The 16,634-nt window shown below is 46.5% G+C and carries 16 protein-coding genes; 1 reads left to right on the forward strand and 15 read right to left on the reverse strand.

Translation table 11 applies throughout. The annotated features are described in order from the left end of the window. Window positions 1-274: 274 nt before the first annotated feature. From upp to spoIIR, 11 genes are all read right to left on the reverse strand, one after another. Window positions 275-904 carry a uracil phosphoribosyltransferase gene (gene upp / locus ACFVSW_RS09085; RefSeq protein WP_024030601.1) on the reverse strand — a complete coding sequence of 210 codons (630 nt, stop codon included), beginning with the start codon at window positions 902-904 and terminating at the stop codon, window positions 275-277. A gap of 199 nt (window positions 905-1,103) precedes the next feature. Further along, on the reverse strand, window positions 1,104-2,987 hold the full coding sequence (locus ACFVSW_RS09090; protein ID WP_387314879.1) for a phosphotransferase: 1,884 nt from the start codon (window positions 2,985-2,987) through the stop codon (window positions 1,104-1,106). A gap of 181 nt (window positions 2,988-3,168) precedes the next feature. Next, the gene (locus ACFVSW_RS09095; protein WP_387314881.1) at window positions 3,169-4,410 is read right to left on the reverse strand and encodes a serine hydroxymethyltransferase; all 1,242 of its coding nucleotides are present in this window, start codon (window positions 4,408-4,410) and stop codon (window positions 3,169-3,171) included. Window positions 4,411-4,643: 233 nt separating this feature from the next. After that, window positions 4,644-5,210, reverse strand: a complete 567-nt coding sequence (locus tag ACFVSW_RS09100) for a TIGR01440 family protein (protein ID WP_387315135.1) — start codon at window positions 5,208-5,210, stop codon at window positions 4,644-4,646. A gap of 243 nt (window positions 5,211-5,453) precedes the next feature. Further along, window positions 5,454-5,900 (reverse strand): ribose 5-phosphate isomerase B, encoded by a 447-nt coding sequence (gene rpiB / locus ACFVSW_RS09105; protein WP_387314884.1) that lies wholly within the window; start codon window positions 5,898-5,900, stop codon window positions 5,454-5,456. A gap of 188 nt (window positions 5,901-6,088) precedes the next feature. Then, window positions 6,089-6,529, reverse strand: a complete 441-nt coding sequence (locus tag ACFVSW_RS09110; RefSeq protein ID WP_387314886.1) for a low molecular weight protein arginine phosphatase — start codon at window positions 6,527-6,529, stop codon at window positions 6,089-6,091. A 130-nt stretch (window positions 6,530-6,659) separates the two neighbouring features. Beyond that, entirely contained in the window at window positions 6,660-8,141 is a 1,482-nt protein-coding gene (locus ACFVSW_RS09115) for a C39 family peptidase (protein ID WP_387314889.1), read from the reverse strand. 182 nt (window positions 8,142-8,323) lie between these two features. After that, window positions 8,324-8,881: a manganese efflux pump MntP gene (locus ACFVSW_RS09120; RefSeq protein WP_387314892.1), complete on the reverse strand. Its 558-nt coding sequence runs from the start codon at window positions 8,879-8,881 to the stop codon at window positions 8,324-8,326. 252 nt (window positions 8,882-9,133) lie between these two features. Then, complete coding sequence (locus ACFVSW_RS09125; protein WP_387314895.1) at window positions 9,134-10,177, reverse strand: L-threonylcarbamoyladenylate synthase; 1,044 nt, start codon at window positions 10,175-10,177, stop codon at window positions 9,134-9,136. 184 nt (window positions 10,178-10,361) lie between these two features. Next, complete coding sequence (locus ACFVSW_RS09130) at window positions 10,362-10,808, reverse strand: GNAT family N-acetyltransferase (RefSeq protein WP_387314898.1); 447 nt, start codon at window positions 10,806-10,808, stop codon at window positions 10,362-10,364. 146 nt (window positions 10,809-10,954) lie between these two features. Next, on the reverse strand, window positions 10,955-11,821 hold the full coding sequence (gene spoIIR, locus ACFVSW_RS09135) for a stage II sporulation protein R (RefSeq protein ID WP_387314901.1): 867 nt from the start codon (window positions 11,819-11,821) through the stop codon (window positions 10,955-10,957). Window positions 11,822-12,021: 200 nt separating this feature from the next. On the opposite strand from spoIIR, the gene ACFVSW_RS09140 reads away from it, so the two are divergent. Beyond that, a complete protein-coding gene (locus ACFVSW_RS09140) occupies window positions 12,022-12,585 on the forward strand; it encodes a CBO0543 family protein (RefSeq protein WP_387314904.1) in 564 nt (187 codons plus the stop codon). Between the two features lie 455 nt (window positions 12,586-13,040). On the opposite strand, the gene prmC is transcribed toward ACFVSW_RS09140, so the two are convergent. The 4 genes from prmC to ACFVSW_RS09160 form a co-directional block, all read right to left on the reverse strand. Then, window positions 13,041-14,009: a peptide chain release factor N(5)-glutamine methyltransferase gene (gene prmC / locus ACFVSW_RS09145; protein ID WP_387315138.1), complete on the reverse strand. Its 969-nt coding sequence runs from the start codon at window positions 14,007-14,009 to the stop codon at window positions 13,041-13,043. After that, complete coding sequence (prfA, locus tag ACFVSW_RS09150) at window positions 14,002-15,075, reverse strand: peptide chain release factor 1 (protein ID WP_387314906.1); 1,074 nt, start codon at window positions 15,073-15,075, stop codon at window positions 14,002-14,004. The genes prmC and prfA overlap by 8 nt, the downstream gene beginning before the upstream one ends. Before the next feature lie 164 nt (window positions 15,076-15,239). Further along, window positions 15,240-15,665 (reverse strand): hypothetical protein, encoded by a 426-nt coding sequence (locus tag ACFVSW_RS09155; RefSeq protein WP_387314907.1) that lies wholly within the window; start codon window positions 15,663-15,665, stop codon window positions 15,240-15,242. A gap of 343 nt (window positions 15,666-16,008) precedes the next feature. After that, entirely contained in the window at window positions 16,009-16,599 is a 591-nt protein-coding gene (locus tag ACFVSW_RS09160; RefSeq protein ID WP_387314909.1) for a thymidine kinase, read from the reverse strand. Window positions 16,600-16,634: the final 35 nt, after the last annotated feature.

Consider the following 16,634-nt stretch of genomic DNA (forward strand, 5'->3'; position numbering starts at 1 on the left):
TTTTTGATTTGGAGGTTTTCTGGAATATCATTTGATTTCGATCTATGGCCTTGATGGAATTTCATTTTATTTAGATTTGGAGAGCTTAATCGGAATATTATTAAATAATTAGAGGTTTTTTATGGATTTAATAGGTTTTTAAGGTTTTTTTAGGGGACTCTCTCGTTTAGATGGTCTGTTTTTTGTCGTGAAAATGGTTTTGGCTATTTAGACATTTATTGGAAAAATTAAACATAAAAAAAAGCCGAGCAGTCTCGACTTTTTTTCAAAGAAATTATTTCGTCCCAAATAACCGGTCGCCGGCATCGCCCAGTCCTGGCACGATGTAGCCGTGGTCGTTCAATTTCTCATCTAGAGCGGCGATGTAAATATCGACGTCCGGATGCTCCGTTTTCACGGCCTCGACGCCTTCTGGTGCGGCAATCAAGCACATAAATTTGATATGTTTCGCACCGCGCTTTTTCAAGGCATAAATCGCATCAATCGCCGAACCGCCTGTTGCCAGCATTGGATCAACGACGATGAAGTCGCGCTCTTCAACGTCACTCGGAAGCTTCACATAATATTCCACCGGCTTTAATGTTTCCGGGTCGCGGTATAAGCCGACATGGCCTACCTTCGCGGCCGGAATACATTTCAACATTCCGTCCACCATGCCAATTCCTGCCCGTAAAATTGGAACCAACCCTAGTTTTTTCCCTGACAATACCTTTGATTTTGTTTTGCACACCGGTGTTTCAATCTCGATATCTTCAAGCGGCATATCCCTTGTGATTTCAAACGCCATCAATGTTGCCACTTCGTCGACGAGCTCGCGGAACTCCTTTGTTCCCGTATTAATATCCCGTATGTACGTAAGCTTGTGTTGGATAAGCGGATGGTCGAAGACGTATACCTTTGCCACAATAATCGCCCCTTTTACTAAAATTAATAAAACACTCCGTACTATTTTACAGAAATAAATTGCAATGAGCAACTCGAAGCCTGTTTCTTGAAAAAAAAACTTGCCGACAAATACCGGCAAGTTTCATGCAACTCCGCTGTATAAATCGGATTCCTTTTTTATCGAACGCCTAGGCCAATCGCAACCCCTTGCCTTTGAATTAAATTTTTCCAAATTCCTCGGTCCCCTTAAACTGAGTTTGGTATTGCTGTAAATTGCTTTGTGCACGGGTAAACCTTGTTAAGGCGTAGGAGCCAAAATCTTCGCCGCCAGCTTCCTTCATCAAGGCCCAGATTGTCCAGAGGAAATCCAGGAAAATCTTATTCAATAACAGCTGCTGCAGGTGTGCGCTCGTAATCTCGCCGTTGAAGTATTCCAGCAAGAACAGCTTTTCCTCTGCCGGAGACAGTTCCGCCTCAATGATATAGGCCGCAACATCCCAAAGCGGGTCGTTCATGCCGGAAAATTCCCAGTCAATCAAGTACATCCGCTCTTCCCCACTCTTGACGAAGTTTTCCGCCAGCGGGTCATTATGGCAGGGAACAAGCTGCACCTGTAAGGATTTATAGAAGGCCTCTAGTTCGAGTACCTGTTCTTTCACTTCGGCATGGCCATCGAACAACTTTCCATTTAACGCGGACAAAATGGTTTCGTATTCGGTTACTTTTTCAAATACATCAAACCGGGTGCTGAAAGTCTCCCCAGAGGTATGCAGGGTGTTAAAAATCCCCGCTACCTGCACGAGGTTTTCCTCGCGGGTGCCTGTTTTCGGATTAAGAGTTTCCGCATCGGGGATAAAGCGGACAATCTTCAAGCCCGTTTGTTCATCGAAGTAAATCACCTCGGGATTAATTCCAAGCCGGCTGGTAATCTGCGAATTAACCTTCTCTGCCAGCCTATTAATATAGTGCTCGGTCCCTTTTCCCGGAATCCTCGCTGCAAATTGCTCCATTCTGGTCGTGACTTTATAATTCCGGTTCGTCAAGCCGCCTAGCACCTCGACAGCGGTTATCCCGCTTTCGCTGATGTTCAAAGCTCCGGCAACAGCTTGCTTCAGCTCTCTTTCTTTAAAATCAGCTTCTTTCTTTTGGAGGGATGGGTAGATTTTATCCACCACTTTAAAATGATGCAGATAACTATCAATTTCCGCCCAAATCAAATCAGGAATCTTTAAAAAGCCAATCTCGATTTTCCTTGATACGTCTAATAGTAAGTACTCGTAATTTACAAATGGATTTTTATTGTTCTCAAATAAACGGAGCATTTCCAAATACACTTCATATGAAATTTTCGTAATCCCGGTCATCTCGCCGTCGATCCGGTTTAATTGGTGAATGTCCTTGGAGATTTTATAAAGATGATTGTTCTGAATTTCAATGAAAGCCTCATCGCCCAAACCACTTTCTTTTGTCACCAGAATGCAGTCGCGTTCCGGATGGTTAAGCAGGTCAAAAACCGCCGTTTCCTCGATGAGAATATCATCTTCAAACAGAAGGAAGTCATTGGTAATCAGATCATCCGCCGTGGCAAGGGAGGCCATACTTCCCGTCCACAAATACCTTGGATTTTCAACAAAGTGCAAATTGCTTTTCCCTATTAAAAATTCCGCTTCGGCAAACGCCTCTTTGTGATAACCGGTGACAATGATGATTTTTTCAATCCCGTTATTCTCTAAAATGGCAATGTTTCGCTCTAAAAGGGTCGTATCCTTGATGGGCAGCAGGCAGGCCGGTAAATCAAATTCTGACTTTTCCCCTGCCGCGAGGATGACCGCTTGTTTAACCGCTTTCATTTCCAAGCTGTACAACTTGATTTTTGTTTTATGTAGCTGGTCTACCTCATTTTTCAGAAACTCAATCCCTAATTCAGTAATGAGATAGCTGTGTTTATTACTCGATTTCTCAATCGTGATGTACTCATCTTCAACTAAATCATTCAATGTATAATTTACTTTCCCGATTGAAAGATTGCATAAATCGGCTAATGCTCGTTGACTAATTTCCGGCTCCTTAGAAATCACTTCTAATAGACGAAATTTATACATAGTACGCCCCAACTCCACCCTGTTCAATTTTTGAACAATTGAATCATACCATATTTTTTTCCGAAGTAACGTTGTCTTTTTTTAAAAATATTCGACATTTTTATCATGAATCAACATCGATTGACTTCATTTTTTCCTCAATGAAAAAACGACCTTCGAAGTGAAGGTCGTTGGGTAACGATTAATATTCCGGATAAAGAGTGAATTTGCTTGTTAATGCTTCAACGCGTTTGCTCGCCTCATCAAGCTTCGCTGCATCCTCATGATTCTGCAATGTGAAGGCGATAATGGAGGCAATTTCGTCCATATCTTCTAGACCGAAGCCGCGGCTTGTGACGGCAGCTGTACCAATACGGATGCCGCTTGTGACAAACGGGCTTTGCGGATCGAATGGAATCGTGTTTTTGTTCACGGTGATGCCAATTTCATCAAGCACCTTTTCGGCTACCTTGCCTGTTAAGCCAAGGTTCTGGACATCGACCAGCAGCAAATGGTTATCGGTTCCGCCAGAGACAAGCTTTAGGCCTTCCTTTTCAAGGCTTTCCGCTAAGCGCTTGGCATTAGCAATAATGTGCTCCGCGTATTCTTTAAAGCTCGGCTGCAGTGCTTCGCCAAAGGCAACCGCTTTAGCAGCGATGACATGCATCAGTGGTCCGCCTTGGATCCCAGGGAAAATCGATTTATCAATTTTCTTGCCATATTCCTCTTTGCAAAGAATCATCCCGCCACGTGGACCTCTTAACGTTTTATGCGTCGTCGTCGTAACGAAGTCGGCATACGGCACCGGATTTTGATGCAGGCCTGCCGCAACGAGTCCGGCGATGTGGGCCATATCGACCATTAAGTAAGCGCCGACTTCATCGGCAATCTCACGGAACTTGGCAAAGTCAATTTCACGCGGATAGGCGCTGGCACCGGCAACAATCATCTTTGGCTTGTGCTCAAGTGCTTTTTCACGGACGACATCATAATTAATGCGGTGTGTTGTTTCATCAACACCATATTCAACAAAATTATATTGAATACCGCTGAAGTTAACGGGACTGCCGTGTGTTAAGTGACCGCCGTGGGAAAGGTTCATGCCAAGAACGGTATCGCCCTGCTCAAGAACGGTAAAGTAGACGGCCATATTTGCCTGTGCCCCGGAATGCGGCTGGACGTTCACATACTCCGCACCAAAAATCTCCTTGGCACGGCTGCAGGCTAAATCTTCAACAATATCGACATACTCGCAGCCGCCATAATAACGTCGGCCTGGATAGCCTTCTGCATATTTATTGGTTAGCACCGACCCCTGTGCCTCCATAACCGCTTCGCTGACGAAGTTTTCTGAGGCAATTAATTCAATTTTACTGCGCTGACGGCCTAATTCCTTCTGAATCGCTTGATATACCTGCTCATCCGCTACTGACAAATGCTTCATGTGATAAATCCCCCTTAACACTATTTACATATTGTGTGAAACCGTAAACAATTTGAAAATTCCCTCTCCATTTTAGCACGTTTTTCTTTTATGTAAAAATTAATATGGTGCCTGACACCTTCTTCCATTAAAAGGGAAACGGTGCCTGACACCACGTGTTTTTAGTGCAGGTGCCTGGCACCAATGGTTTGACGGGGCCCCATGGACAGGGCGCCTGACACCACGGACGTTTTTTAAGAACAGCTTGAATTTTCTTTGTTCCGTTCATAAACGGCTCTGGCGCCGCCAATCAGTTTTGGCCGGACCTTAGCAAGGGTTACATAGGCCTTGCCGACGGTTTTTTGCTTGACACGGATTGGCACAGCAACATGTTTCAAGTGCATGCCGATGAGGGTGTGCCCGATGTCGATCCCTGCGTCTGCCTGGACGAACTCGACCACAACAGCATCATCCATTTGCTCAAACGCATACGTCGCCATCGCCCCGCCTGCCTTCCGGACAGGAACAACGGAAACTTCGGCTAACCGGCGTTCCTCGGCCGTCGTGCGCTCAACAACCAGCGCCCTGTTTAGATGCTCGCAGCATTGAAAGGCGAGTTGGATCCCCAGCTCCACCTGAAGCTTTTTCAACCCGCGAAAAATCATTTCGGCGACTTCGATAGTGCCCGAGGTGCCGATTCGTTCGCCGATGACCTCGCTCGTGCTGCAGCCAATAACCAGCAGCTGCCCCGGCTTAAACGCTGCCTGCTCCTTGAATTCCGTTAAAATCGCTTCCAACTCTTTTTCCCATTCGTGAATCATCATCGGCACATCCCTTTCGATACGGCTGTTTTCGAACAATTTGTTTGTTTCCAACGAATCGAATCAGCAAATCTACCATTTTTCAAAAAATTATCGTAAATTACGTGCAGGTGAGCCTATTTCGGCCTCACCCTCATGTTTATTTACCCAAAAACCTAGTTTATTTGCGATTCTACCTGTTTTATTTGCGAAAAGTCCGCTTTTATTTGCGAATCGGCAAATTTATGAATAAACCCATGAAAGTTAGAGGTGCTTTTCTTCATAGTCAGTGATTTTGCCGACGCGGTCCGCATGTCGTCCGCCCTCAAATTCCTCAGTCAGCCAGATTTCGGCAATATCTCGCGCTAAACCAGGCCCAATCACGCGTTCACCCATCGCGAGCACATTTGTATCATTATGAGCTCGTGTTGCTTTAGCACTAAACGTATCGTGCACCAAGGCACAGCGGATGCCTTTAACCTTGTTAGCGGCAATACTCATGCCAATACCAGTGCCGCAAATCAAAATCCCTCTGTCAAACTCGCCGCTCGCCACCTTTTCGGCGACGGGGAGCGCATAATCCGGATAATCCACCGATGTTTCACATTCACAGCCAAAATCAACATAGTCAATCTTTAATTCATCCATTAAATTGGCGATTTCCTTGCGAATATGGATGCCGCCATGATCTGATGCCAGTGCTACTTTCATGTAAAAATCCTCCTGTTCCATTCTCGGGTCTTCAATTAATTTTGACATACCGCCCTAAAAATATAAAGATTAATAAAAATTTGAGCTGGACTCATAAAATAAAAGCCCGATATTAAAAAAAGAGCACGGGCCGAACCATCAGCATAAAATAGAAGCTCTCCATTTAAGTAGAGAGCTCCCATTCAGCATTACGGTTTTAATTTTTCAATCGCTTTATCGATTAATTCTTCCAACTCGCGGAAGGTTTCTTGATACATTGAGAGGCTCCCGCCGTAAGGGTCAACGACGTCAGGATTGAATGGTTCACCGCTGTATTCCTTTAAGGTAAAAACCTCGAAGTTTGCCTGTGGATATTGCAGCAGGATCGCCGCTTTATGCGAGGCAGTCATCGTTAAAATCAGGTCGGCCCATTCCACCTCTGCCGTGGTCAGAGGGGTTGAGCGATGCTGATGTGAAATCTCGTTGTCACCGAGTACTTTCTTGGCATGCGCTGACGCCTCACTGCCGCTCGCGGCATAAATCCCCGCCGATCTGACTTCAATGCCATCAAGGTTTTTATTTTTCAAAATTGCTTCCGCCATTGGACTGCGGCATGTATTGCCCGTACAGACAAACAAAATTCGCTTCATAAAAGCCTGCCCCCTTTCCTTCTTATCATTATGTCCAAAATTCCCAACAAGTTCATCTTTGGTGCCTGACACCCATAATATGTTCTTGGTTTCCAGGAACTAACAAATGGTGCCTGACACCCTTAACAATTTAGCGATAGGTTATAGCTTGTTTACCCATTTGCTCCCAGCCGCGTTTGAAGGCACTGATTGTGACTTTGCGGTTTTTGGTTACGGACAATGGGTCATTGAAATAAATATATTGGCTGTCATAGCCTGTGACGAGGACGCTGTGTTCCTTATAAGTAATGGAAAGCTTGCCAGTCGGCGTATTCCACGTCTGCCAATATTGTGATGGGACGGTGTCATACCATGAGGTTACAATCACCCAGACAGGCTTGCCATTATTCAGCTGCTTATAAATCTCTTCAAACCGGCTGCCGCTGAAATCAACGACCCGATTGGGCAGATATTTCTCTGCCAGCTCCGCAATTGGCCCGTGGTAAACGCCAAGACCAGGTTTCGAAAAGCTATACATATCACCGACAAACCCTGAATAAGGATTGCCGAAGTAAATTTGTCCATTCCTTGTTGAATACGGGGTCGGATCCCGCCGCACCTGGGACGCTAACGTCATTTTGTTCGCCTTCACACCGGCATCTTGGAGCATCATCGCAAGCGAGGTAACTTCACAGCCGCGCGGGAGCTCCGGCATTTGTGCTATAAGCGGGGCATTTAGCTGCACCGATGATACAGCACCGCTGCCGCCAAGGTAATACCAATCCCCTCCGCTTTGAATCCAGCCCGTTTTCATCGCGCCATCCGAATTAAGATAGTACCATTTTCCGCCATCAAACACCCAGCCGACTGCCATCGCGCCGTTTGCCGCCAGATAGTACCATTTTCCGCCGCTCGAGAGCCAGCCGGTTTTCATCGCACCATTACCAGCTAAATAATACCAGCGGTTCCCATCCTTTATCCAGCCCGTTTTCATCTTTCCTGATCCATCTAGATAATACCATTTGCCGCCATCCAACACCCAGCCGGTCTTCATCACCCCGGCGCTATCAAGGAAATACCATTTGCCGCCGCTCGATAGCCAGCCCGTCAGCATGGCTCCGCTATTTTTGAAAAAATACCACTTGCCTTTATCGAGTAACCAGCCTGTTTTCATGACCCCGGTTTGGTCAAGATAGTAGCGGCTCCCGTTATCGGTAATCCAGCCGGTCTGCTTTTCGCCATCAGGACCATAGTAATACCAAAGCCCGCCCGCGAGGACCCAGCCAGTAGCGGCCACCGTTACTTCGATTACATATGTATTTCCAGCCCCGTCATCCGCCGTAATTTTGAGAATCGTGTTTGCAGGCTGCTTCAATATCGCCGCTTCAAACATTCCTTCTGAATCGGCTTGTGTGGTGTTGAGCAGACCCTGTTTATTTTCCACCTTGATGGCGGCATTCGGGAATGTTATTCCTTTAATGACTGTCGTTTGCGTCGTTACTTTTTCTAATAATTGAATTTCAGCTGATTCATTTGTCTTTACCAGGGTATCTGCCAATGCTAGTTTTGGAAAAAGAGCTTGAGAGATTACCAGCAATGTAAGGCAAAGATTGATCCATAATTTCCGTTGCACCGTAGTTCCTCCCCTGTTAGATTTAATAGATTGCTAGGTGAAAAATTTACCAGCTTCTATTCTATCATATTTACAGGGATTTTTGGAAAATTGAAACATTTATGGCATCGAATGCTTTACCTGTTACCAGAACGGAATCAGCAGCATTAACCGAAATCAAAGTGGAATCAAAGCTTGAACCCTTACCAGAACGGTATCAGCAGCTTTAAGCCAAATCCGAGCAAAATCGCTCCGCCAAGCGCTTCACTGTATGTCCCAATCCAGCTCTGCACCTTTCTGCCGAGCAATAATCCGGCCCATGTTTGCATTGCTGCAACGATTCCAAAGCATAAGATAACCATAACGGTTTTAGCGCCGTAGATGCCCAAGCTTAAACCGACGGAGAAACTATCAAGGCTCACACTCAAGGCAAATAACACTAAGCCGAAGCCAATCGGCGTAATGACTTTCTCATCACCTTTTTTAAAGGTCGACCACACCATTTGCACACCTAACAAGATTAACAGCAGCCCGCCAATAAAGGTAGCAAACGTGCCAAACTTTTCTGATAAATATTTGCCGGCTATTAGTCCAACAAGCGGCATCCACACATGAAATAAGCCAATCATCAGACCAATATTAATAATCCTCCGCAGCGGCAGTTTGTACATCCCCATGCCAAGCCCAACCGAGAAGGCATCCATCCCCAGTGCAAATGCCATTATTACTAGTGTAAGTATTTCGCCAACCACTTCAGACATTCCGTCCCGCCCCCTTGGACTAACTAACCTAAGCATATGCACGTCCAAACGATTTTAGAAGCCAAACTGGGGAAATGGGGGGGCTTGCCGTCACTCCAATTTTGCAAAAAAACACCAGTCCCCGCCTCATAGGGGAGCTGGTGTTTATTAGATGAGCCCGCTTGCCGTCGCCGAGACTCGCGTTGGTATATTCCGCGATGATTCAGGACGGAGAAAAACAAGCGGCTTTTATCAGTGCGGCTTACGTATCGCTTATTCCGCAATGATCTTATTCCCGGCAGCTTTCTGGAGGCGGTTCATGATGGCATCGCCTACTCCGGTGTGCGGGAACATTTCACTAAAAATAATATCCACATCAAGCCTGTTAAAGCGGCGCAGTGTTTCATAGAGCGCGGCGGCAACCGTCTCAAGCTCCGCCCTCCTGCCGCACGCCAGGACATAATCCGCCTGATAGGAAGATTCAAGCTCCTCCGTCGTCAATACCCCGACCCGCAGTCCTTCTCGCTGCTTTTCTTCTACTAAATGCTGAAGAAACTCACGGGTGCCTGACACCATAAAAAGCGGGGCATTTGGGGCGTAGTGGCGGTATTTCATTCCAGGTGCTTTCGGCTTAGCGCCTGCGTCCGTTAAGGCTAGGTCGTCGCTAACCTCACCAATCACGGCTTCGAGCGCTTCTTTCGTGACGCCGCCGGGTCTTAGGATGACCGGGATCTCCTCGGTGCAATCGATAACCGTTGATTCGACGCCGACCCCTGTCGATCCGCCATCAAGCACGGCGGCAATTTTTCCGGCTAAATCATCGATTACATGCTCCGCCTTCGTTGGGCTCGGTTTGCCCGAGCTGTTGGCACTTGGCGCGGCGATCGGCAGACCGCACTTTTTCAACAGCGCCAGTGCCACGGGGTGATCCGGCATCCGTACCGCAACTGTCGCAAGCCCAGCCGTTGCCTTTTCTGACAAAACGCCAGCCTTCTTTTTAAAAATAATCGTCAGCGGTCCCGGCCAGAACTTGTCCATCAGCACTTCCGCCTTAGCAGAAATCTCCGTAACAAAGCCCATGAGCTGCTGTTTTTCGGCAATGTGAATAATTAACGGATTATCCACAGGCCTGCCCTTTGCCGCAAAAATCTTTGCAACGGCTTCATCGCTCTCCGCGTTCCCTCCCAGTCCATAAACCGTCTCTGTCGGGAGCGCAACCACTTCGTTTTCCCGTAAAAAATGGGCTGCATCCACAACATGTGGATTACTTTCTAAATTATCCACATACTTATCCACTTTCCAGACCTTTGTGTTCATTGTTATCCACCTTCATCACAGCTGAGTCATTTATCGAAATTTGACGAATATAGTCACTTAGACCGATATTTTTCAATCAATACGTTTGAAAGTATAAAAGAAGGCGGGGATAAAAACAAGTTTTATCCACAAATTGTGCATAACTTTCCAGTAAAAGTGGATAACTTTGTGGATATATCCACAATTAGAGTGAAAACTTCAAAAATAATGAGTTATCCACATTTAATACGTGTCGAATATGTTCTAAGTGATAAAATGACAGCGGCAGATCGCCGCGGCCAATCGGCTGGAAACCCAGCATTTCAAAAAGTGTCAGGGCGGCACCTTTATTGGTTGCCAAAAATAAACTTTTCAATCCTTTCTCGTTTGCTAATTGCACCATTTGATCAAATAGAACAAGAATTTCCTTTTCAGCTTCTCCCGGCGAAACAACCAGCGACCGCAGCAGCCCGGAATCTGCGATTACCTCCATGCCAAGCGTTCCCCGGAGCGCGGCGTCCTCATCCTCCAACAGCAAGAAATTACCGATGGTCTCAACCGTTAGCCCATCCGTCCCAAGATTTGCTCTTGAAAGAAACTCTTGTAAACGACCCAAATCCCCTCTATCAGCCTTGCGAATTAATGTCTGCATCCCATCCACCTCTTTTTTAGATTCTAGTCTATGAATATGAAAAAGTAGGCCAAATAGAACAGTTGGATTCGGGAATCTAGTAAATATTTTTTATCCGCATTTCACGCCGGAAAGACAAAAGCCAGTCCTTTTATCCAGGAACTGGCTTAATAAAAAATCTTTTCCCACATCTCGACGACAAAGAATTTTACCTTCACTGGCGCTTCATCTTCGACGGTGTACACTGGCGCTTGCTTTTTTGTCTGCTTTGCAGCTGTTTTTACTTGTGTAGGTTTTTTCGTGACTTTCGACTTTTCCATGACCCGCTCCTTATCAATGAATGCTGGTTTTTCGACTGGAGCTGGCTCAGCTGCGACTACTTCTTCGTCTGACGCCTTCTCAGGGACCATTTCTACTTCTTCAGAATTCTTCTTCACCTCTTCAGGCGCCATTTCTCTCCCCTCAGAACCGTTCTCCACCTTTTCAGAAGCTTTAGCCACTTTTTGTTTTTCATCAAAGCCCTCACTGATGGCAACCCCATTTGAAAAATCAAGGAAGCATAACGGCGGATACAGTACGCACCACCAATTCGCTCCTTCACCGCTGCCAAGCGTTATTAAAATTGCTTGATACTTTCCCGCCGGGTATAAATACTGACCGTATAACTTCGTCGGAAACTGGACCTTCGCGAACTCTACCTTGACCGGCTGATCTGCCCCTTCATCGAAGACTACTTTTTCGGCAATCGCTTGAATTTCCGGGAGCTTCGCTTTGATGACGGTTCTTGCTTTTTCCATCGAAGTTAAATCCTGTACCCAGAGGGTAATCTGGGCGTTTACGGCATCGCGGACCTTCCGTTTAATCGCCTGATCCGCTTCAAAATCACTATTGGCGAGAATCCTGAGGCGAATCGCCTCCCCGGGAATCACAATCGATTCCTTCTGCGCCGCTTCTGTTTTTGGCATATATAAACTCAACATCGTTGCAAACGATAAGACAATCAAATAACCCCAAACTGCTAATTTACTTCTCATTACCAGCACCGCCCCTTCACTATCAACATTGTGGACAAAATGCCAGAATCTTAAACTAGTAAATTTTGATATTTTTGCAAGAGCAATAAAAGTTTTTTGTAAAAAAAATCATAAATATGAGGAAAATGGCGAATGATTATTAATAAGAAAAACTCCAAAATTCATGCAATATCATTTTTTCTAAGGAGTTGGGTTGAAGAATGGCATTTATGGAAGGAATTAGAGAATCAAGAAAGGGCGCGCAGCTGATTATCGACGGAAGTAATCTCATGTCTAAAGCAGTTGTTGATCACTTTCTATTTACATGGCAATGGTGGTTTGGGATTGGATTATTTATTGTCCCGTGGATTATTTGGCTCCTGTTTCGGAAAAAGGAGAGCACAGGAAGGTTACTTCTTGCAGGGTTGATCACGATTATTTTAGCACTTATTATTGATCTGATTGCGGTTGAAATCGGGCTATGGCGCTATCCGATGAAATTTTCACCTGTGGCCCCCATGTTACTGCTGCCCTATCATTTTTCGTTAGTCCCTGTGGCGATTATGTTTGTGCTTCAAATTAAGCCAAAAGCGAATTCACTGTTAAAAGGAGCGATATTTGCTGCCTTAGCCGCTTTCGGGGCGATGAAGTTTTTTGTCTGGATTCATTTTTACGACCCAAAAGACTGGTTGTCCATTTATGACTTTTGTATTTATTTATTTTTATTCTATGTAGCTTATTGGTTCAGTAAAATTGGCGGTTATGAACCAATCGATGGAAAATAATAGCTTTAGACGTTCCATGAGGACAAGTCTCGCTCTTTTCGCATGGTTTCTGTCCTCATGAACGCCCCATGAGGACAAGTCTCGCTCTTTTCGCATGGTTTCTGTCCTCATGAACGCCCCATGAGGACGAGACTCGCTCTTTTCGTACGGTTTCTGTCCTCATGAACGCTCCATGAGGACAAGTCTCTCTCTTTTCGCATGGTTTCTGTCCTCATGAACGCCCCATGAGGACGAGACTCGCTCTTTTCGTACGGTTTCTGTCCTCATGAACACCCCATGAGGACAAGACTCGCTCTTTTCGCATGGTTTCTGTCCTCATGAACACCCCATGAGGACAAGTCTCGCTCTTTTCACACGGGTTCTGTCCTCATGAACGCCCCATGAGGACAAGTCTCTCTCTTTTCGTACGGGTTCTGTCCTCATGGGACCCACAGTATGCAATTTGCAATATGAGTTTATTTCCCCTCCACAAAAACGGAAGTATTTCCTATTACTCCCCCGAAGCCGATTTCGGCAAACACCATCCGGTCCTTGCCGTTGATATCATTGACGACTTCTACCCTAACATCTGAGAAGGAATTTTGAAAAAGCTCCGCGACCGCTTCGCCCTGACCGGCACCAATTTCGAAACAGACGAGCGCAGCCGGCGCCAGTACCTGTGGCAGCTCGCTCATAAAGCGGCGGTAAAAATCCAAGCCATCCGCGCCTGCGAACAAGGCCCGGTGCGGCTCATGCTCCGTCACCACCTCGGACATCGTCCCAATATCACCAACCGGAATATACGGCGGATTCGAAACCACCACATCGAGCCTAACCCCGCTCTCAATAAACGGACCCAGCAAATCACCCTGAACAAAATCAACCTCGGCCCCAAGCCGTGCAGCATTCTCCCGCGCCACCGCAAGCGAATCCGTCGAAATATCAGTGCCTGTTATATTGGTGCCTGACACCCTTCGTGGACATTTGTCCGCTCCAGGCGGACACTCGGTGCCTGACACCCGATGTGAATCCATTTCTAATTTCAAGCTGATGGCAATGGCGCCGCTGCCTGTGCCGATATCGGCCAGCACTAATCCTTGCCGGCCGCTAAAAAGCCGTTTAGTCCGTTCGAGTGTTCCTGAGACAAGCTCCTCGGTTTCCGGCCTTGGAATCAATACCTCTTCATTGACGATAAACGACCGGCCGTAAAACTCCTCCGTGCCAATGATGTATTGAATCGGCACCCCTTGACCATGTTCGCGGACAGCCTCCTCGAAGGCCTCCCAAACCGCAGGCGTTATCTCCTCACGTAAATTCGCAAACAGCTGTGACCGTGACATCCCAGTGAAATGGCGCAGCAAGAGTTCTCCCGCATTTTCGTCCCGCCCTGCTTCGCTTAAAAAAGAAGAAGCCCATTTCAGAGCTTCAAATACTTTCTTATTCATTTGAGGCACTTTCCAGTCTGCGCGCTTGATCGTCCATAATCAAGGCATCAATCACATCGTCGAGCTTTCCTTCCAGCACCTGGTCGAGCTTCTGAATTGTTAACCCGATCCGGTGGTCGGTCACGCGGTTCTGCGGGAAGTTGTAGGTGCGGATTCGTTCCGAACGGTCACCGGTACCAACGGCTGATTTCCGCACCTGGTCGTATTCCGCCTGTGCTTCCTGTTGGAACTTATCATAGACACGGGCACGTAAAACCTTCATCGCCTTGTCTTTGTTTTTATGTTGCGACTTCTCATCCTGACACGAGACCACAATCCCGGTTGGAATGTGCGTTAACCGAACGGCTGACATTGTCGTGTTAACGGACTGTCCGCCGGCGCCGCTTGAGGCAAATGCGTCAAAGCGGATATCCTTATCGTGGATTTCCACTTCTACTTCTTCAGCTTCCGGCAAGCAGGCCACCGTTGCTGTTGAGGTATGGATTCTGCCGCCTGATTCCGTTTCCGGAACACGCTGAACCCGGTGAGCGCCATTCTCAAACTTCAACTTCGAGTAAGCACCTGTTCCATTTATCATAAAAATAATTTCCTTGAAGCCGCCAAGACCTGTCGGGTTGGCATCAATAACATCCGTTTTCCAGCCCTGTGCTTCAGCATAGCGGCTGTACATGCGGTAAAGCGTACCGGCAAACAGCGCTGCTTCTTCGCCGCCTGCAGCACCGCGGATTTCAAAGATAACATTTTTGTCATCGTTTGGATCCTTTGGAATTAGAAGAATTTTCATGCGCGCCTCTAATTCCTCAATTTGTGCTTCAAGCTCGTTTACTTCTTCCTTCACCATTTCACGCATGTCGGCATCAAGCTTGTCATCGAGCATGGTCTTGGCTTCCTGAAGCTGTTCGCGTGTCTCTTTATATTGGCGGTACGTTTGTACTGTCTCTTGTATATCAGCTTGTTCTTTTGAATATTCACGAAGCTTTTTTGTATCATTAATAATTTGTGGGTCGCTCAAAAGTTCGTTCAACTTTTCATAGCGATCTTCCACCGATTGAAGACGATCAAACAAGTTTATTCACCTCAGTTTTTAGTCCATAACAGTATAATTATAGTATAGGTAAAAAGCGCAGTCAAAACCAAATTACAGGGAGAAAATTTTTTAGGGGATTTTTTTTCAAAAATGTAACACTGACACTGCCCGCAGAAAAAACATGCCCTAAAAATCAGAGCATGTTATCGGCGATCTTCTTTCACGCGCACTTCGATATGATATCGCGGTATTGCCTGAATGAGTTTTTTATGAAGACGTGCCTCAGCATCGACCTTTTTCTCGTCAGATAGCATTCCTTTTTTATTAACAGAAACCCACATCCGGTCGCCGTTTATCCAGACGGAATCGGTCACAAATTCGTTAGTACCCGCAATAACTTGTTTCGCTTTATTGATATCGTTGCCCTGATTCCCAGCACCAGCCTCTCCGCCGCTGCCGGTCCCTTCAAGGTCAAGGAAGTTCGGATTTTGGTTGGTAATATCATCTTCGACAAGGTGCTGCTGGTCCTTGCCGCGGTTGGACATATAATTAGGAGCCGCCCGATCAGTCCGCAAGTCATACGCCTGTTCATTCGCACCGCGATTGTTATTCTGACACCCACTCAACATAAACAACATAATCACCATGGGAAATATCCACTTCTTCAGTATCAACACCTCCTAATACTATCATGCCCGTCTGGAAGTTGAACCTGCCTAGTGAAATCCTTCCAATAGTAAAGGGTTTTGGGTGTCACATTTAGGGTGTCCATTTAGGGTGTCAGGCACCGCTCGTGGACAAATGTCCGCCCCACGCGGACACCGACTCGTTCAAAAATAAAAAAAAGACATTGTCCACTCCACACGGACAAATGTCTTTTTTGGGTGTCAGGCACCACATAAATGGCACCACAAAATGACACCACATAGTGGCACCCATAGAAGCACCACACAGAAGTCACCACTCCAAAGTTTATCTCACCGGAATGGCTTTGGGGACTTCGTGGTGGTGGCGGCAGCGGGGCTCGTAGGCTTCGGATGCGCCGACTAAGATGACTGGGTCATGGTAGGATGCGGGCCGGCCGTCAATTAGGCGCTGGGTCCTGCTTGATGGTGAACCGCAAACGGTGCAGACTGCCTGGAGCTTCGTAACTGTTTCCGCAACTGCCATTAATGGCGGCATTTGCCCGAATGGTTCGCCGCGGAAATCCATGTCAAGACCGGCGCAGACGACGCGGTGGCCGCTGTCCGCCAGCTGCTGCACAACCCGGACAATACCTTCATCAAAAAACTGAATTTCATCAATCGCAATGATGTCGATATCCGCTTCAACATGTTGAAGAATTTCTAAAGAATGGGAAAGAGGCTTCGCCTGAAAAGAAGAGCCATTATGGGATACTACAGATTGCTCGCTGTAGCGATTATCAATTCGTGGCTTAAACACAGCTATTTTTTGTTTGGCAAATTGAGCACGCCTGACCCGGCGGATCAATTCCTCCGATTTTCCAGAAAACATACTGCCGCAGATAACCTCAACCCATCCGCTTTGTTTCATTAAATACATAAACGGCGTCTCCTCCCTAGCAAACCCTTTTAGAT

It is taken from the genome of Neobacillus sp. NPDC058068, assembly GCF_042885335.1.
GTDB lineage: Bacteria > Bacillota > Bacilli > Bacillales > Cytobacillaceae > Neobacillus.